General features: G+C 73.4%; 13 protein-coding genes and 1 other RNA gene. 5 read left to right on the top strand and 9 right to left on the bottom strand.

The annotated features are described in order from the left end of the window. Positions 1 to 3: 3 nt before the first annotated feature. The 5 genes from ssrA to ftsE form a co-directional block, all read right to left on the bottom strand. Positions 4 to 372, bottom strand: a transfer-messenger RNA (tmRNA) gene (gene ssrA / locus ACFYU9_RS06230). 80 nt (positions 373 to 452) lie between these two features. Next, positions 453 to 998, bottom strand: a complete 546-nt coding sequence (smpB, locus tag ACFYU9_RS06225; RefSeq protein ID WP_389218765.1) for an SsrA-binding protein SmpB — start codon at positions 996 to 998, stop codon at positions 453 to 455. An 18-nt stretch (positions 999 to 1,016) separates the two neighbouring features. Further along, the gene (locus ACFYU9_RS06220) at positions 1,017 to 2,216 is read right to left on the bottom strand and encodes a S41 family peptidase (protein ID WP_389343094.1); all 1,200 of its coding nucleotides are present in this window, start codon (positions 2,214 to 2,216) and stop codon (positions 1,017 to 1,019) included. A gap of 79 nt (positions 2,217 to 2,295) precedes the next feature. Beyond that, positions 2,296 to 3,216, bottom strand: coding sequence for a permease-like cell division protein FtsX (gene ftsX, locus ACFYU9_RS06215; RefSeq protein ID WP_389218759.1), 921 nt, complete (start codon positions 3,214 to 3,216; stop codon positions 2,296 to 2,298). A 19-nt stretch (positions 3,217 to 3,235) separates the two neighbouring features. Continuing rightward, positions 3,236 to 3,925 (bottom strand): cell division ATP-binding protein FtsE, encoded by a 690-nt coding sequence (ftsE, locus tag ACFYU9_RS06210; RefSeq protein WP_389218756.1) that lies wholly within the window; start codon positions 3,923 to 3,925, stop codon positions 3,236 to 3,238. A gap of 246 nt (positions 3,926 to 4,171) precedes the next feature. On the opposite strand from ftsE, the gene ACFYU9_RS06205 reads away from it, so the two are divergent. Next, positions 4,172 to 4,357 (top strand): hypothetical protein, encoded by a 186-nt coding sequence (locus ACFYU9_RS06205; protein ID WP_389343091.1) that lies wholly within the window; start codon positions 4,172 to 4,174, stop codon positions 4,355 to 4,357. Between the two features lie 735 nt (positions 4,358 to 5,092). On the opposite strand, the gene ACFYU9_RS06200 is transcribed toward ACFYU9_RS06205, so the two are convergent. The 4 genes from ACFYU9_RS06200 to ACFYU9_RS06185 all read right to left on the bottom strand — a co-directional run bounded on the left by ACFYU9_RS06200 (position 5,093) and on the right by ACFYU9_RS06185 (position 10,227). Beyond that, positions 5,093 to 5,449 carry a hypothetical protein gene (locus tag ACFYU9_RS06200; RefSeq protein WP_389343088.1) on the bottom strand — a complete coding sequence of 119 codons (357 nt, stop codon included), beginning with the start codon at positions 5,447 to 5,449 and terminating at the stop codon, positions 5,093 to 5,095. A gap of 447 nt (positions 5,450 to 5,896) precedes the next feature. Beyond that, complete coding sequence (prfB, locus tag ACFYU9_RS06195; protein ID WP_389218741.1) at positions 5,897 to 7,006, bottom strand: peptide chain release factor 2; 1,110 nt, start codon at positions 7,004 to 7,006, stop codon at positions 5,897 to 5,899. Between the two features lie 43 nt (positions 7,007 to 7,049). Then, entirely contained in the window at positions 7,050 to 8,306 is a 1,257-nt protein-coding gene (locus ACFYU9_RS06190) for a serine/threonine-protein kinase (RefSeq protein WP_389218738.1), read from the bottom strand. A 193-nt stretch (positions 8,307 to 8,499) separates the two neighbouring features. Next, entirely contained in the window at positions 8,500 to 10,227 is a 1,728-nt protein-coding gene (locus tag ACFYU9_RS06185) for a serine/threonine-protein kinase (RefSeq protein ID WP_389343085.1), read from the bottom strand. Between the two features lie 488 nt (positions 10,228 to 10,715). On the opposite strand from ACFYU9_RS06185, the gene ACFYU9_RS06180 reads away from it, so the two are divergent. From ACFYU9_RS06180 to ACFYU9_RS06165, 4 genes are all read left to right on the top strand, one after another. Next, positions 10,716 to 14,045: an FtsK/SpoIIIE domain-containing protein gene (locus tag ACFYU9_RS06180; protein ID WP_389344113.1), complete on the top strand. Its 3,330-nt coding sequence runs from the start codon at positions 10,716 to 10,718 to the stop codon at positions 14,043 to 14,045. Between the two features lie 178 nt (positions 14,046 to 14,223). After that, complete coding sequence (locus ACFYU9_RS06175) at positions 14,224 to 15,585, top strand: ABC transporter substrate-binding protein (protein ID WP_389343082.1); 1,362 nt, start codon at positions 14,224 to 14,226, stop codon at positions 15,583 to 15,585. A gap of 12 nt (positions 15,586 to 15,597) precedes the next feature. Beyond that, positions 15,598 to 16,965, top strand: a complete 1,368-nt coding sequence (locus ACFYU9_RS06170) for a carbohydrate ABC transporter permease (protein WP_389218729.1) — start codon at positions 15,598 to 15,600, stop codon at positions 16,963 to 16,965. After that, positions 16,962 to 17,819 (top strand): carbohydrate ABC transporter permease, encoded by an 858-nt coding sequence (locus ACFYU9_RS06165; protein ID WP_389343079.1) that lies wholly within the window; start codon positions 16,962 to 16,964, stop codon positions 17,817 to 17,819. Before ACFYU9_RS06170 ends, ACFYU9_RS06165 begins: the two co-directional genes overlap by 4 nt. The last annotated feature ends 87 nt before the right edge of the window (positions 17,820 to 17,906 follow it).

Genomic DNA, 17,906 nt, shown 5'->3' with positions numbered 1-17,906 from the left:
GATGAGTGGAGATGGCGGGAATCGAACCCGCGTCCAACGGTGCGGAATCAGGGCTTCTCCGTGTGCAGTCTGGTACGCGTTTCTCAGCCCTCCGGATCACCCAGACAAGTCCGGAACGGGCTCAGTCACTGTTTGATTTCCCTCTTCACCCCGTGACCGGGATCAAGGTTTAGTCCCCTAGATGATGCCAGGATCCGGGTCGGGAACAGCCCCGGGCTGACACTTCGCAAGTCGCTACTTAGGCAGCGAGGGCGAAGGAATCGCGCTTGGTGTTGGCGATTATTGGTTTCGGCGCGTGGTTTACGAGATCATTGCCGCTTCCTCGACACGCTTCCCCTGCTTCGACATCCGCTGTCGAAACCGATCATCCCCATGTTGATTTTTCAAAGGTTGCACCCTCTGTGAGGTGCAGAGCCCATGGTACGTGACCGACGGGCGCAGTTGCCAGCGTATTAACCCTGGCGGGCCTGCTGGGCACGCTGGCGACGCCGGGCCGCCGCGATGGCGCGGCTCGCCTCGCGGGTGTCCTGCTGCTCACGCAGGGTCTGCCGCTTGTCGTACTCCTTCTTGCCCTTGGCGAGCGCGATCTCGCACTTCACCCGGCCGTTCAGGAAGTAGAGGGCGAGGGGCACGATCGTGTGACCCGTCTCGGACGCCTTCTGCTCCAGCTTGTCGATCTGCTCGCGGTGGAGCAGCAGCTTGCGCTTCCGCTTCGCCGAGTGGTTGGTCCAGCTGCCCTGGGTGTACTCGGGCACGTGGATGTTGTGCAGCCAGGCTTCTCCGCCGTCGATGTGGACGAAGCCGTCGACGAGCGACGCCCGGCCCATCCGCAGCGACTTCACCTCGGTGCCCATGAGCACCACACCGCACTCGTAGGTGTCCAGGATGTGGTAGTCGTGCCGCGCCTTCTTGTTCTGCGCGATGAGCTTGCGCTCCGGCCCCTTGTCCTGGGTCTTCTTCGCAGGCTTGCCCTGCACGTTGACGAGTCCCTTTGCCATAGTGCGGCCATTTTCGCACTACGAGGCCCCTCCGAGGCCACTCAATACCGTCCGGGCCCGCTCCTCGGCCCGGGCGTCCGCGGCGTCGACCGTGACGTCCGGGGTGATGCCGTGGCCGTCGACCGCGTGGCCGGCGGGCGTGCGGTAGTGCCCGACGGTCAGCTCGGCGACGGAGCCGTCGGGCAGCGCGCTCGGCATCTGCACCGAGCCCTTGCCGAAGGTCCGCGAGCCGACGGTGACGGCCCGGCCCCGGTCCTGGAGCGCGCCGGTGAGCAGCTCGGCCGCGCTCATGGTGCCGCCGTCGATCAGCGCGACCAGGGGGCGGAGGGTGTCGCCGCCGCCGTCCGCGTAGACGGCGTGCTGGGTGCCGTCGACGTCGTACGTGGCGACGAGCCCGCCGTCGAAGAAGGCGGAGGCGGCGGTCGCGGCCTCGGCGACGAGGCCGCCGGAGTTGCCGCGCAGGTCGAGCAGGACGCCGGCGCGGGCGGGAGCGGAGCGCACGGCCTGCCGGACCCGCTCGCCGGTGCCCTTGGTGAAGGCGGCGACGCGGATCAGGACGGTGCCGTCGGCGAGCCGCCGGACGGTGACGGGGTCGGTGGCGAGCCGGGCCCGGCGCAGCGGCTGGGTCCAGGCGGCGCGGCCGCGCTCGACGCCGAGCGCGACGGTGGAGCCGGTGACGCCCTCGCCGCGCAGCAGCGAGACGATCTCCGAGACGCTCAGTCCGTCCACCGGCCGGCCGTCGATCGCGGTGAGCCGGTCGCCGACCAGCAGCCCGGCCCGCTCGGCGGGCCCGCCGCCCCGGATCCGGCTGATCTCGACCCGCCCGTCGGCCCCCCGGCGCGCGGAGAGCCCGACGCCGGTGTAGGCGCCGTCGAGGGTCTGCTCGAACTCGGCGTACTCCCGTTTGTCGTACACCGCCCCCCAGCGGTCCCCGCTGCGGCTGACGAACTCCTCCGCCGCCTTCTTCCCGGACTTCCCGTCGGCGATCGCCTCGGCGGCGGCCCGGGCGAGCGCGGCCCGGTCGACGGTGCCGGCGGCGGCGACGGCCGTACGGGGCGAGGGCCCGGCCTCCGGGGCCTGGCGGGGGGCCTGCTGGCGCGGCAGCACGCCGGTCGCGGCGGCCGTCCCGATGACCCCGGCGAAGACCAACGACAGGGCGGCCCCACGGAGAACTCCGCGGGGCCGTCGACAGAACTCGGGGCCGGCACCGGCACGCATGCGGCCCACTGTAGGACAAGAGAACGGCGCCGTACGGAGGTTGCCCGTACGGCGCCGTCACGTCACCCGGAGGGAACTGTCACACCTTCAGGTACTTGCGCAGCGCCACGAGCGCGGCGAGCGCCGGCATCAGCAGGCCGATCGCGAGGACCAGCGGCAGCTTGGAGAGGACCGCGTCCCAGCCGATGAAGTGGACCAGCTGCATCTTGTCGGCGAGCGCGATGCCGTGGTCGATGAGGAAGTAGCGGCCGACCAGGAGCAGCACGCAGGCGACGCCGCCGCCGAGGAGGCCGGCGAACGCGGCCTCCGCGATGAACGGCATCTGGATGTAGAAGTTGGTCGCGCCGACCAGCCGCATGATGCCGGTCTCGCGGCGCCGGCTGAAGGCGGAGACGCGGACGGTGTTGACGATCAGCATCAGCGCGATGACCAGCATGAGGCCCATGACGCCGAGGGCGGCGATGTTCATGCCGTTCATCAGGTCGAAGAGGTTCTGCAGGATGTTGCGCTGGTCCTGGATCGACTCGACGCCGTCGCGGCCGGCGAAGGCGGTGGCGATGACCTTGTACTTCTCGGGGTCCTTCAGCTTGACCCGGAAGGACTCCTGCATCTGGTCGGGCGTGACGACGGAGGCGATGGCCGTGTCGCCGTACTGCTCCTTGTAGTGCTTGTACGCCTCGTCGGCCGACTCGTGGTGGACCGACTCGACGATCTCCGACATCTTCTTCAGGTCGGCCTCGATCTGGTCCTTCTGCTGCCCGGTCACCGCGCCCTTGGCGCACTTGGCGCTGGAGGCGGCGTCGCTCTTGTTGCAGAGGAAGATGGAGACGTTGACCTTGTCGTACCAGTAGTCCTTCATCGTGCTGACCTGCTCGCGCATGAGCAGGGCGCCGCCGAAGAGGGCCAGGGACAGGGCGACGGAGACGATGACGGCGAAGGTCATCGTGAGGTTGCGGCGGAGGCCGACACCGATCTCCGAGAGCACGAACTGGGCGCGCATGTGACTTCTCCCCCGCCCGTCAGTGCTGGTAGCCGTAGACGCCGCGGGCCTGGTCGCGGACGAGCCGGCCGCCCTCGAGCTCGATGACGCGCTTGCGCATCTGGTCGACGATGTTCTGGTCGTGGGTCGCCATGACGACGGTGGTCCCTGTCCTGTTGATGCGGTCCAGCAGCTTCATGATGCCGACGGAGGTCTGCGGGTCGAGGTTGCCGGTGGGCTCGTCCGCGATCAGCAGCATCGGGCGGTTCACGAAGGCCCGGGCGATCGCGACGCGCTGCTGCTCACCGCCGGACAGCTCGCCGGGCATGCGGTCCTCCTTGCCGCCGAGGCCGACGAGGTCGAGCACCTGCGGGACGGCCTTGCGGATCTCGCCGCGGGGCTTGCCGATGACCTCCTGGGCGAAGGCCACGTTCTCCGCGACGGTCTTGTTGGGCAGGAGACGGAAGTCCTGGAAGACGGTGCCCAGCTGGCGGCGCATGTGCGGCACCTTCCAGTTGGAGAGCCGGGCGAGGTCCTTGCCCAGCACGTGCACCTGTCCCTGGCTGGCGCGCTCCTCGCGCAGGATCAGCCGCAGGAAGGTCGACTTTCCGGAGCCGGAGGAACCGACGAGGAAGACGAACTCCCCCTTCTCGATCTCCAGGGAGACATCCCGGAGCGCGGGGCGGTTCTGCTTCGGATAGGACTTGGAGACGTTGTCGAATCGGATCACGGATGCACCACGGTCGGCCGGGAGTAGGTGTGCGTGACACTACGCGAACGGGGATGGCCCGTGCAGTCGCGCTCCACGCTTGTGCGCTTTATCCTTTTCATCCCTCCGGGCCGCTCCGACCGGATCTCGCGGGGCGCGCCGAAACGCGCCGGAGCTGGCACAGTGGTAGGGGAACGCCGGGGTCGCTCCGAGCGTTCTTCCGGTAAGGACCCCTGACCGGACCCCTGTGCGGGAGGAGGAGAGCGCATGACCTATGACCGTCTGGTGTGCGCCAACTGCGCGGCGCCCGTCGCCGAGGGCCGCTGCCCCGTCTGCCGCGCGAACCGCGAGCGTCTGCCCCAGCCGACGGGCCTGACGCCGGCGATGCTGCTGACCCTGGTGATCGCCCTGCTGGCGGCGATGGCGCTGCTGCTGGTGGCGCGGGGCATGTAGGGGCCGAGGACGCCCCCTGGACGTACGAGAGGGCCGGAGCGCCGTGAAGCGCTCCGGCCCTCTCGCGTACGCCTACGTACGCGCCGAGTGACCTCAGACGGCGGTACGCCCGCCGGTCACGAGACGCGGCAGGAAGCGGAAGCCGATGCCACCGGCGATCATGGTGGCCGCCCCGATGATCAGGAACGAGGTCTCGGCGGCACCGGTCTCCGCCAGCTCCTCCTTGGCCTTGCCCTGCTCGACGGGCTGCGAGCCGGCGTCGTTGGTGCCGTTGTGGTTGCCGCCGTTGTCGACGCACTCGGCGCCGTCGAGGTCGACGGTGCAGGTGCCGGCGCCGCCACCGGTGGTGGAACCGCCACCGGTGGCCGAACCGCCGTGGCCGCCCGTGGTGCCCTGACCGCCGTTGGAGCCCGTGCCGCCCGTGGTGGTGGAGCCGCCCGTGGTGGTGGAGCCGCCGGTCTGGCCGCCGTTGCTGCCCGAGCCGCCGGTCTGGCCACCGTTCTGGCCGCCGGACGTGCTCGGACCACCGGTCTGAGAGCCGCCGGTCTGGCCGCCGTTCTCCGAGCCGCCCGTCTGACCGCCGTTCTCGGAACCGCCGGTCTGGCCGCCGTTCTCCGAGCCGCCCGTCTGGCCGCCGTTCTCCGAGCCGCCCGTCTGACCGCCGTTCTCCGAGCCGCCCGTCTGGCCACCGTTCTCCGAGCCGCCGGTCTGGCCACCGTTCTCGCCGCCACCGTTCTAGGAACCGCCGGTCTGGCCACCATTCTCGGAGCCGCCGGTCTGGCCGCCGTTCTCCGAGCCGCCGGTCTGGCCGCCGTTCTCGGAACCGCCGGTCTGGCCACCGTTCTGGCCGCCACCGTTCTCGGAACCGCCGGTCTGACCGCCGTTCTCGCCGCCGCCGTTCTCACCGCCGCCCGACTGGCAGAGCGTCGGGTCGATCTCACAGTCGCCCGGCCCGCCGCCACCGACCTCGGTGCCCAGGTTGATGCTGACCCCGACGGCCTGCGCGGCGCCGGCCGCCGTCAGCGACGCACCGGCGGCGATCACAGCGCCGGCCGCAATGCGCGCAACGCGGATCCGCGTCTTCTTCGTCATCTGGCTGCTACCCCCAGTAGCTCATCTCGTCTGTAGAGCAGCGGCCCGGGGCCCGGGCACTGGGGGCGATCGCAGTGTTCACTGGACCCGCCCCCGTCCACACACGCCCCAGGAACACGCATGCCGCGTGCCACCCTTGCGAGTTTCCAAGAACACGTCAAGGTCGTTGCGCGCGCAATGCCCGAAAGATCATGTTCTGCCCGCCATGCGGGGATGCAACTGTGACGTAAACCGGGAACTGCCGCCCTCGTCACGCCAGTTCCCATGTCGACAAAGCGTCAGAATTGTCGACCTGGCACTTGCTCCCGCGAATCGAAAGGCTCCGGGTGCAACCCCAGCCCCCGCCATGTGTCGGGCTTCAGCCAGCCGCCGTCCCGGCCGCGTCATGCACCACAGCACGCAGACGGGCCCCGCCCACCAGCGGTGAGCGGGGCCCGGAAGCTCTGACTACGCCTGTTCCTGCTGCTTGCGCCAGCGGATGCCCGCCTCCAGGAAGCCGTCGATCTCGCCGTCGAGGACCGACTGCGGGTTGCCGACCTCGAACTCCGTGCGGAGGTCCTTGACCATCTGGTACGGGTGGAGGACGTAGGAACGCATCTGGTTGCCCCAGGAGCTGCCGCCGTCGCCCTTGAGGGCGTCCATCTTGGCGCGCTCCTCCTGGCGCTGGCGCTCCAGGAGCTTGGCCTGGAGGACGTTCATGGCGCTCGCCTTGTTCTGGATCTGGGAGCGCTCGTTCTGGCAGGAGACCACGATGCCGGTCGGGATGTGCGTGATGCGCACGGCCGAGTCGGTGGTGTTGACGCCCTGGCCGCCGGGGCCGGAGGCGCGGTAGACGTCGATGCGGAGGTCGGAGTCGTCGATCTCGACGTGGTCGGAGGACTCGACGACCGGGAGGATCTCGACGCCGGCGAAGGAGGTCTGGCGGCGGCCCTGGTTGTCGAAGGGCGAGATGCGGACCAGGCGGTGGGTGCCCTGCTCGACGGAGAGCGTGCCGTAGGCGTACGGGGCCTTGACGACGAAGGTGGTCGACTTGATGCCGGCCTCTTCCGCGTACGAGGTCTCGTAGATCTCGGTCGAGTAGCCGTGACGCTCGGCCCAGCGCAGGTACATGCGCTGCAGGCGCTCCGCGAAGTCGGAGGCGTCGACGCCGCCGGCCTCGGCGCGGATGTTGACGAGGGCCTCGCGCTCGTCGTACTCGCCGGACAGGAGGGTGCGGACCTCCATCTCGTCGAGCGCCTTGCGGACGGTCACGAGCTCGGCCTCGGCCTCGGCCCGGGTGTCCGGGTCGTCCATCTCCTCGGCCAGCTCGAACAGGACCGCGAGGTCGTCGATGCGGCCGCGCAGCGCCTCGGCCTTGCGGACCTCGGCCTGGAGGTGCGAAAGCTTGCTCGTGATCTTCTGCGCCGCCTCCGGGTCGTCCCACAGGGACGGGGCCGCGGCCTGCTCTTCGAGCACGGCGATGTCTGCCCTCATCTTCTCGAGGTCCAGGACGGCCTCGATCGACCCCATGGTCGAGGAGAGGGACTTCAGCTCTTCGGATACATCGACGACTGCCACGCGTCCAGCGTAACGGCTTCCCGCGAATACCAGGTCCCCGCACTCAGGGCTGGGTGGTGGACTGCCGCGAATCCTGCTGCGGCGCCGCGTCCTCGCCGCCCGCCGCCGCCAGGTATCCGCCCACGCCGAGGGCGCCCGCGAGGACGACCGCGGCGACCGTCAGCGTGATCCGGCGCTTGCGGACCGCGTCCGCCTTGTGCCGGGCCGAGCCGGGCCGCCGGGCGCTCGCGGAGCGCGGGGCGCGGGCGGTCCCGAGGGGGCCGCCGGAGAGCTCGTCGGGGCCGGGCACCCGCATGGAGGTGTGGGTGTCGCGGTTGGAGTCGGTGGAGGCGCCCGGGACGAGGGGCACGGCGGCCCGGCGCGGGGCGTTCTCGCCGGCGGCCGCGCCCGCGGCGCCGGTCGGGTACGGGTCCTCCTCGTACGACGGCTCCGCCGCCGGGTCCGCGTCCGGCTCGTCGACGTCGAGCGGCGGGATGCCCTTGAGCGTGGGCAGCACGTCCCGCAGCCGCGTCGCGAGCTCGGAGGCGCGCAGCCGGGACGCCGGGGCCTTCGCGAGGCACTGGACGATCAGCTGCCACAGCTCCTCGGGGATGCCGGGCAGCGGGACGACGGTCTCGGTGACGTGACGGCGCAGTACGGCGCCGGGGTGGCCGCCGCCGAAGGGGGTGAAGCCGGCCAGCAGCTCGTACAGGACGGTCGCGAGGGCGTAGATGTCGACGGCGGCGCGCGGCGGCAGGCCCTCGACGATCTCGGGCGCGACGTAGTCGGGGGTGCCGATGATCCGGGTGGCCTTGGTGCGGCCGGGGGTGTCGATCAGCTTGGCGACGCCGAAGTCGGTGAGGAGGGCGGGGTGGGCGCCGCCGGGGCCGAGCGGGCCCTCCATGTCGAGCAGGATGTTCTCGGGCTTGATGTCCCGGTGCACGACCCCGGCCTTGTGCGCGGCGGCGAGGCCGTCGGCGACGTCGGCGATGATCGCGACGGCCGCCTCGGGGGCGAGCCGGCGCTCGCGGTCGAGGCGGGTGCGCAGGTCGGTGCCGCGGACCAGGTCCATGACGAGCGCGAGGTCGTTGCCGTCGACGACGAGGTCGCGGACGGAGACGACGTGCGGGTGGTCGAGCCCGAGCAGGGCGGTGCGCTCCTGCACGAAGCGGCCGACGAGCTCCTGGTCGGCGGCGAGGTCCTCGCGCAGCAGCTTGATGGCGACGGGCCCCTCGGGTCCCTCGCCGAGCCACACCGTGCCGGCGCTGCCGCGCCCGAGGATCTGGTGGGCCGTGTAGCGGCTGCCGATATTCCGTGCCAAGACTGCTCCCTCAGCGGCTGCGGTTCGCGTCAAAAGCTACGCGTCCGGAGGCGCCCACCGGCACTTCCGAGCGGAAATCACCCCTCGGAAGTCGACAAAGAGACAGGATCGCCGTTCCTTATCGGCACTTACCGCCGGTTACCGGCAGCCGGCCGCCGACCGCCGGCCGTCGATTCACCGGCCGCCCCGCCGGTTACCGACCGCCGCCGCCCGTCGCGTTGCTCGCGCTGTCCGCGAGCGACGTGACCCAGTCGTACAGCGACGAGATCCCGTCGCCGATCGCCTGCCAGTAGCCCTTGCCCTGCGCGACCCAGTCCTGGAGCGGCGTGAGCTCCCAGATCAGCCAGCCCGCGATCACGAACAGCACGATCGTGAACAGACAGCCCTTGAGGCAGCCGAGGCCCGGGATGTGCATCGGGTTGGCGCTGCGCTGGCGCGGCGGGCGCGGCTCGCGCGGCGCCGGGGCGGGGGCGGGCGCCTGGGGCGGCGGCTGCGGCGGCACGTACTGCTGCTGCGGCGGCTGGGGCGCGTACTGCTGCCGCTGCGGCGGCTGCTGGGCGTACGGCTGCGGCGGGTACGGCTGCTGCGGCGGGCGCTGCTGGTACTGCTGCTGCGGCGGGTACGGGCCCTGGGGCTGCGGCGGGTACGGCGCCTGGGGCTGGGGCTGCTGCCGGCGCTGGGGGCGGCGGCGCAGCGGGTCCTCGCCCGGGTCCAGGTACTGCATCTGCGTCTGCTCGTTGCGGTCGCGGGCCGCGCGCAGCTGGGTCTGCCAGGGGTGCGGCTGCTCGGCCGGCGGGTCCTGCGGTACGGGCGGCATGACCGCGGTCGGGTCGGCGGCGCCGGGCTGGCCGGGCGGCGGGCCGCTCGTGGGCATGACGCTGGTCGCGGCCGCCGGGTCGTACTGCGGGGGCGGCGGGAAGCCGGCCGGGGCGGCGGAACCGCTCGGCAGCACCTGGGTGGCGCCGGCCGGGTCCACGCCGGCGTCCGTGGTGCCCGGGACCGGCGCCGGGGCCGGGTCGGGCGCCAGCAGCGCGCCGACGCCGTCGGCGGCCTCGATCTGGGCAGGGGTGGCGTGCACGCCGATGCCGGCGGCGACCGTGCGCAGGCCGCGGGAGAGGTTCTCGGCGCTGGGCCGCCCGTCCGGGTCCTTGCTCAGGCAGCGCTCTATCACCGTCCACAGCGGGCCGGGCACGGTCGAGGGCCGCTGCGGCTCCTCGCTCAGGTGCCGGTGCAGGACTTCGAGGGCAGTGCCGCCGGCGAAGGGCGGGCGGCCGGTGACGAGCTCGTAGAGGAGGATGCCCGCGCCGTAGATGTCGACGGCGGAGGTCTGCGGCCGGCCCTCGGCGGACTCGGGCGCGACGTACGCCGGGGTGCCGACGAACTCGTGGGTGCGGGTCAGGCCCGGGGAGTCGGCGAGGCGCGCGATGCCGAAGTCGGTGAGCATCGGGTGCATGGCGCCGTGCTGCTCGGCGAGCAGCACGTTGGCGGGCTTGAGGTCGCGGTGGACGACGCCGTCGGCGTGGCTGGCGGCGAGGGCGTCGGCGATCTGCGCGGTGAGCAGGGCGGCGGCGACCGGGGTGAGCGGGCCGTTCTCGCGGATGTAGCGGTGCAGGTCGGGGCCCTCGACGAGGTCCATGACCAGGGCGAGGACATCGCCCTCCACGACCAGGTCGCGGGTGCGCACGATGTTGGGGTGGGTGAGCCGGAGCAGCACGGACCGCTCGCGCAGGAAGCGCATCACGATGTCCGCGTCGTTCGCCAGCTCCTCCTTGAGGACCTTGATCGCGACGGTCTCGCCGGGCTCGCCCGGGACCGCGGCCTCCGCGCCGGCCGTCTCCCTCTGGCGGGCCCGCCAGACGGTGCCCGTGGCGCCGCGGCCGAGCGGCTCCTCGAGCAGGTACTTGCTGCCGATAGGCCGCACGTCACGCGCTCCCTGCTGATCGTGGTCCTGGATCCCGGGACCGGAGTGGTACGTGGAGGATCCCCGGGGTTCCTGTGTGTTCTGTGACCCGTCCGGGTGTCCGACCCACTTTAGTGCCGCCGAACGGGTCGTCGACGGTCCCCGGGACGGCCGATTCCGCCCGGGCGGGGGTCGGGAACGCAACCGGAACGTGTCCGTTCACAAGACGCCCGGCGCCGGGCGAAGGTTGCCGGAAGCGATACGAGACGTGCGCAACCAGGCCATTTCCCGTCCACGACACCGCCATGGACGACCGAACAAGATCACTTCTGGACGACCCGGAGGCGGGTTGTCAGTGGCAGGTGCGAGGATGCACCCAGCACGTCGTGTGTGGGTCGGGAGCCCCGCACCCGTGCCGACCTGTACCGGACGACGCGTCCGTGCCGGGTGGGGGGCGAGTGGGCGATTCCCCTGCCGGGCGCGCCGCGCAGAAGGGACCGCTGACGGCGATGCAGATCCGGCTGACCGTCCTCGCGCCGCACGCCGGCCATGCCGCGACCGCCGGCCATGCCGCCGGCCAGGGTGCCGGGCGCGCCTGCGACGTGCTCGTCACCGCCCCGGCGGGGACCGAGCTGGCCGCCGTGGCCTCCTCGCTCGCCACCGCCGTCGCCGGCCCGGACGCCTCCTCCTCCGCCGGCATCGTGCTGTACGCGGGCGGGCAGCGCCTCGACACCCGGCGCTGTCTGCTCGGCGAGCCGCCGCTGGTCGACGGGGCCGTGCTCTCCCTCCAGCTGCCGGGTGCCGACGACCGCGTCGGCGAGGGCGCCCCGGCCCGGCTGCACGTGGTCGCCGGCCCGGACGCCGGCGGCGTGCACCTGCTGCACGGCGGAGCGATCAGAATCGGCCGTTCTGTCGACGCGGACGTTCCGCTGGACGACCCGGACGTCTCCCGCTCCCACTGCACGGTGACCGTCGGCGACGACGGCCGCGTCACCGTCACCGACCAGGGCTCGACGAACGGCACCACGCTCGACGGCGCCCCCGTCGGCCCGCGCCCCGTCCGCTTCCCGGCCGGCGCCGTGCTGCGCGTCGGCGAGTCCGCGCTGCGCCTGACGACCGGGCCCGGCGCGAGCTGCGGCGCCGGCGACAGCCTCGCCACCGCCTCGGACGGCGAGGGCCATCTGCGCGTGGGCCTCGCCGGCGGAGGAGCGGGGAGCGGGGAGCCCGGCGCGGGCCCCGTCGCGTACGCGCCGCCGTACGAGCCGGGCGCGCGGGCCGAGGAGCAGACCTTCGGCGGCAACGGCCTGCGGAGCACCGAGACACCCGGCACCGGACACCCCGAGGGCCACGCGCGTGCGCAGGAGCCCGCCGGGACGCCGCAGGGCGGTGAGCCGGAGTCGCACGGCCGGACCCGGCAGACCCGCAAGCGCGGCCTCGGCGCCTGGGCACGGCGGCTCGCGGGCGGCCGGGAGGAGCCGGCCGAGGCGGAGTACGGGGTGGAGCCCGTGCCGGCCTTCGCCGCGACCGCGCCCGGCCCCCTGCCGTCCCCGGACAACTGGCCGGACCCGGCCGCCGTGCTGCTCACCGCGCTCGGCCCCGGCCCGCGCCTGTGGGAGCGCGGCCCGGACCATCCGGAGGCCCTGGTGGTCCGGCTCGGCACGACCGACCGGGCCGAGCTGTCCGGCGTGCCCGTCACCGTCGGGCTGCGCGAGGCCGGTTCGCTGGGCCTGGCCGGGCCCGCGCCCAGGCTCGCCGGGCTCGCCCGCTCCGTGGTGGCCCAGCTCGCCGCCCTGCACTCCCCCGGCGACCTGGAGATCGTGCTGGTCAGCGCCGACCGGAACCGTCCGCTGGAGGAGCGGCGCCGGGCCTGGGGCTGGCTCGGCTGGCTGCCGCACGTGCGGCCCGCGCACGGCCAGGACTGCCGGCTGCTCCTCGCCTACGACCGCGACCAGGCCCACGCGCGCTTCACCGAGCTCACCCGCCGTCTCGACGACGGCCCGCTCGGCCCCGGCTGGCCCAGCGCCGACCGGGCGCAGGTCGCCGAGGCCGCCGCGCGGCACGACGGTCCGGTGACGGTCGTGATCGTCGACGGCGACCCGGGCTCCTCGGCCCTGCGCGAGACGGCGGCCCGGCTCGCCGGGGCGGGCGCCGCCGCCGGCATCCATCTGCTCTGTCTGGCCGAGGCGCCCGCCGCGTCCCCGGTGTCGCCGGTCGCGGCGACGTACGAGACGGCGTGCGCGGCCTCGCCGGCCTTCCGCGAGTGCGGGGCGGCCGCGCTGCTCAGCGGCGACGTGGCGACCGCGCTGCGGCTGCTGCGCACGGCCGGCGGCCGGGTCGCCGGGCACGGCACGGTCGGCGTGCTCGACGCGGTGTCGGTGGCCTGGGCGGAGCGCTTCGGCCGCGCCCTCGCCCCGCTGCGCACGGAGACGGCCGGCGGCGGGGCCGGGCGGGCCGCGGCCGTGCTGCCGGCGTCGTCCCGGCTCCTCGACGAGCTGGGCCTGGCCCGGGCCACGCCCGCCTCGCTGATGGCCCGCTGGGCCTCGGCCGGCGAGGGCACGGCGGTGCTCGGCGCGGGTCCGCGCGGCCCGGTCGCCGTGGACCTCACGAAGGAGGGCCCGCACCTGCTGATCGAGGGCCCGGCGGGCAGCGGGCGCACGGAGCTGCTGCGTTCGATCGCCGCCTCCCTCGCGGCCGGCGGCCGTCCGGACCGGCTCGGGCTGCTGCTCGTGGACGGCGCGGGCGGCGAGCGCGGCGAGGGCCTCGCGCCGTGCACGGAGCTGCCGCACGTGACGGAGCATCTGGTGGCCTCCGATCCGGTGCGGATGCGGGAGTTCGCCCAGGCGCTGGGCGCCGAGCTGAAGCGCCGCGCCGAGCTCCTCGGCGACACGCACTTCACCGACCGCCGCTCGGCCCGGCTCATCGGCCAGCGCTCGGCGAGCGCCGACGAGTCCATCCCGGCGGCCTCGTCCGTGCCGTCGTCCGCCGCGCGTGCCACGGCCCGCGTCCCGGACGCCCGCACGGCCCCCGGCACGCTCGGGGACACGGCCAGCGGCCGGACGCTGCGCACCGACGCGAGCGGCTCGGTCGGCGACACGCCGAGCGGGCGGACGTACCGGACGGGGGCCGCGGCGAGCGCCGCGATGCGGTGGGGGTCCGCGCAGGGCGAGGCCCAGGTCGGCGACGTGCCGAGCGGGCGCACGTACCGCCCGGGCGCCGGTGACATCTACGACCAGGACAGCGTTCCGACGTACCGCAGGACCGCGCCCGCGCCGCAGGCCGGAGCCGTCGAGGGCGCGGCCGCGCTGGCCCGTCTCGTCGTCCTGGTGGACGACTACGACGCGCTGGTCGCGCCCGCGCTCGGGGCACCGGGGCGGCCGGCGGCCGGTTCGGTCGTACGGGCCCTGGAGGCGGTGGCGCGCGGCGGCGCGCGGCTCGGGGTGCACCTGGTCGCGACGTCCGCGCGCCCGGACCGGACGGTGGACACGGAGCTGGCGCACGGCGCGCGGCTGCGGATCGTGCTCGATCCGCCGCCGGCGGCCGGGACGGGCGGCCCGGGCGAGCCGCGGCCGGGCCGGGGGCGGCTCGGTCACCCGGACGGCCGAGTGACGCCGTTCCAGACGGGCCGGGTCAGCGGGCGCATCCCGCGCACGGCGACCCAGCGGCCCACGGTGGTGCCCCTGGAGTGGGAGCGGATGGGCGATCCGCCGACCCGCCGCCCGGTCCGCGAGCTGGGCAACGGCCCGACGGACCTGGCGCTGCTCGCGAGCGCCCTGGAGCGCGCGGCCCGCTCGGTCGACGCGGCTCCGATACCGCCCCTGACGTCCCCGACGCACGCCTGAGCAACGGCCGACGCGCGCCCGACGCACGTGCGATGCCCTCGTGACACCCGCCTGACGGCACGTCACGAGGGCATCACGATCCGTCCCCCGAAGCGGAAGGCGGTATTGCGGGCCCCGTGCGACCCGGCGTAGAACCGAGCCCACGGGACCGGAGAAACGCGGGAGAGGCGGGGCTCGGATGCGGACCAGCAGAACTCTTCGAATCGTCGCGGTGGCGGCCGTGGTGGCCCTCGGGGCGACCGGCTGCGGCAGCGACGGCGGCAAGGACAAGGGCACGGACGGGCCCGGTGCGAGCAGCGGCACCGGCAGCTCGGGGTTACGGCTCCCCTCCCTCAAGGGCGAGAAGCTCGAAGTGGCCGCCGTGTGGACCGGCCCCGAGCAGGCCAACTTCACCAAGGTCCTGAAGGAGTTCGAGAAGCGCACGGGCGCGACCGTCACCTTCGTGCCCGCCCAGGACCCGATCGTGAACTTCCTCGGCACGAAGATCGCCGGCGGCTCCCCGCCCGACGTCGCGATGCTGCCGCAGGTCGGCGCGATCCACCAGGCCGCCGCGCAGAAGTGGCTGAAGCCGCTCGGCCCCGAGGCGAAGGCCCAGCTCGCGGCGAACTACTCGAAGGGCTGGCAGGACCTCGGCGCCGTCGACGGCACCCCGTACGGCGTGTACTTCAAGGCCGCCAACAAGTCCCTGGTCTGGTACAACTCCGCGGTGTTCGCCAACGCGGGCGCGGCCGAGCCGAAGACCTGGAAGGACTTCCTCACCACGGCCGAGACGATCTCGGCCTCCGGCGTCACGCCGGTCTCGGTCGGCGGCGCGGACGGCTGGACGCTCACCGACTGGTTCGAGAACGTCTACCTCTCCCAGGCCGGCCCGGAGAAGTACGACCGCCTCGCCCAGCACACGATCAAGTGGACGGACCCGTCGGTGGCCCGCGCGCTGACCACCCTCGGCGAGCTGTTCGGCAAGCCGAACCTGCTCGCGGGCGGCACGAACGGCGCGCTGCAGACCGAGTACCCGGTCTCCGTCACCCAGACCTTCACCGGCGGCGAGCAGGCGAAGGCGGCGATGGTCTTCGAGGGCGACTTCTCGGCCGTCAACATCGCGCAGACCGGCGCGAGGATCGGTTCGGACGCGAAGGTGTTCCCGTTCCCGGCGGTCGGCGACGGGGCGGCGCCGGTGGTGACCGGCGGCGACGCGGCCGTGGCGCTGAAGGACGGCAAGGGCGCGCAGGCCCTGCTCACGTTCCTTGCCTCGCCCGACGCGGCGAGGATCTGGGCGGCCGAGGGCGGCTTCCTCTCCCCCAACAAGGCGCTCGACCCCGCCGCGTACCCGAACGACGTGCAGCGCAGGATCGCCACGGCGCTGATCGGCGCGGGCGACCGCTTCCGCTTCGACATGTCGGACCAGATGCCGCAGTCCTTCGGCGGCACGCCCGGCAAGGGCGAGTGGAAGGCGCTCCAGGACTTCCTGAAGAACCCCAAGGACGTGGCGGGCGCCCAGGCCGCGCTGGAGGCCGAGGCCGCCAAGGCGTACAAGAGCTGACGGGCCCGCCCGATGGCCGTCGCCCGCACGCAAGCCAGCCGTGTCCGTGAACGCCGCCCCGGCCCGCGTCCCCGCGCGGGCCGGCGGCCCCGTACCCGTACCGCCCTCGTCGCCGCCGCCTTCCTCCTGCCGGCCCTCGTCCTGCTCGGCGCGCTGGTCGTCTATCCCATCGGCTACTCGGTCCAGCGCTCCTTCTTCGACCGGTCCGGCGACTCCTTCGCCGGCCTGGACAACTACGTCACGCTCTTCACGGACGACGCGATCCGCACCGCGATCCGCAACAACCTGATCTGGGTGGTCGTCGCGCCGGCCGTGGCGACGGCCCTCGGACTGGTCTTCGCGGTGCTGACCGAACGGGTGCGCTGGGGCACGGCGTTCAAGCTGGTCGTCTTCATGCCCATGGCGATCTCGATGCTCGCCGCCGGGATCATCTTCCGGCTGGTCTACGAGCAGAGCCCGGACCGCGGGGTCGCCAACGCGGTCTGGGTGGGCGTGCACGACACCTTCGCCGAGGCGTCGACCTACCCGCGCGCCCGCCCGCTGCCCGTGCACCCGCTGAAGCCGGCGGGCGGCGGCGCGTACGAGACGAGGTCCCCGGTCCGTACGGGCGAGCCGGCCCGGCTGCCGCTGGTCGGCGTCCCGCCGGCGCGGATGCCGAAGGACGCCCGCCCGGCCCGCACCCCCGCCGCGGACGGGCCCGGCGTCACGGGCACGGCCTGGCTGGACTTCACGCGGGGCGGCGGCGGCAGGCCGAACGCCGTCGATCCGGGCGAACTCGGCCTGAAGGGGCTGCGGATCGAGGCGGTGAAGGACGGCCGGGTGGTGGCCACCGCCACGGCCGCCGCCGACGGCACCTTCCGCCTCCCGGCCGCCGCCGACGGGGCGGTGCTCCGGCTGCCCGCGAGCAACTTCCGCGAGCAGTACGACGGCGTGGAGTGGCTCGGTCCGACGCTCGTCACCCCGGCGATCATCGGGAGTTACGTGTGGATGTGGGCCGGCTTCGCGATGGTCCTCATCGCCGCCGGGCTCGCGGGCCTGCCGCGCGAGCTGCTCGAAGCGGCGCGGGTCGACGGGGCGAACGAGTGGCAGGTGTTCCGCCGGATCACCGTCCCGATGCTCGCTCCGGTCCTCGGCGTCGTCCTCGTCACCCTGATGATCAACGTCCTGAAGGTCTTCGACCTGGTCTTCATCATCGCGCCGGGCTCGGCGCAGGACGACGCGAACGTGCTCGCCCTCCAGCTCTACCGCTCGTCCTTCGGCACGGACGCGGACCTCGGGGTCGGCTCGGCGATCGCCGTGCTGCTCCTGCTGCTCGTCCTGCCGGTGATGGCGGTCAACATCCGCCGCGTCCGCCGCGCGCGAAGGGAGACCCGCCGATGAGCACGAACCGCCTGGGAGCGCGGCTCGCCGCCCGTACCGCCTCCGGGGCCGTCCGGGTCTTCCTCGTCCTGGTGGGCCTCTTCTGGCTGATGCCGACGGTCGGGCTGCTGCTGTCCTCGCTCCGCTCGCCGTCCGACATCGCGGCGAGCGGCTGGTGGCAGGTCTTCGCCGCCCCGGCGCAGCTCACCACCGAGAACTACCGCCACCTGCTCGCCAACGACGCCGTCACCGGCTCGCTCGTCTCCACCGTCCTGATCACCGTCCCGGCGACCGTCCTCGTGGTCGTCGTCGGCGCCTTCGCCGGCTACGCCTTCGCGTGGCTGGACTTCCCGGGCCGCGACTGGTGGTTCCTGCTGGTCGTGGGGCTCCTCGTGGTGCCCGTGCAGGTGGCGCTCGTGCCCGTGTCGAAGCTGTTCGGCGCGCTCGGGATCTTCGAGACGACGCTCGGGGTGGTGCTGTTCCACACGGCGTTCGGGCTGCCGTTCGCGATCTTCCTGCTGCGGAACTTCTTCGCGGAGATCCCGCGCGAGCTGCTGGAGGCGGCCCGGCTGGACGGCGCGGGCGAGGTGCGGCTGTTCGCCCGGGTGGTGCTGCCGCTGGGCGGTCCGGCGATCGCCTCGCTGGGGATCTTCCAGTTCCTGTGGGTGTGGAACGACATGCTGGTGGCGCTGATCTTCGCCGACGCCCAGTCGCCGCCGATCACGGTGGCGCTCCAGCAGCAGGTCCGCCAGTTCGGCAACAACGTGGACGTGCTCGCGCCGGGCGCGTTCGTGTCGATGGTGATCCCGCTGCTGGTGTTCTTCGCGTTCCAGCGGCAGTTCGTGTCGGGAGTGATGGCGGGCGCGGTGAAGTAGCCGCGCGCGCTGCGGGTACGGCCCGGGGCCTCGCGGTGACGGCCGGCCCCGGGCCTCGCGGTGACGGCCGGCCCCGGGCCTCGCGGC

Source organism: Streptomyces sp. NPDC004327, from assembly GCF_042873935.1.
Taxonomy (GTDB): domain Bacteria; phylum Actinomycetota; class Actinomycetes; order Streptomycetales; family Streptomycetaceae; genus Streptomyces.
The sequence above is the reverse complement of the archived record's forward strand: the minus strand, read 5'-3'. Positions and strand labels throughout refer to the sequence as shown.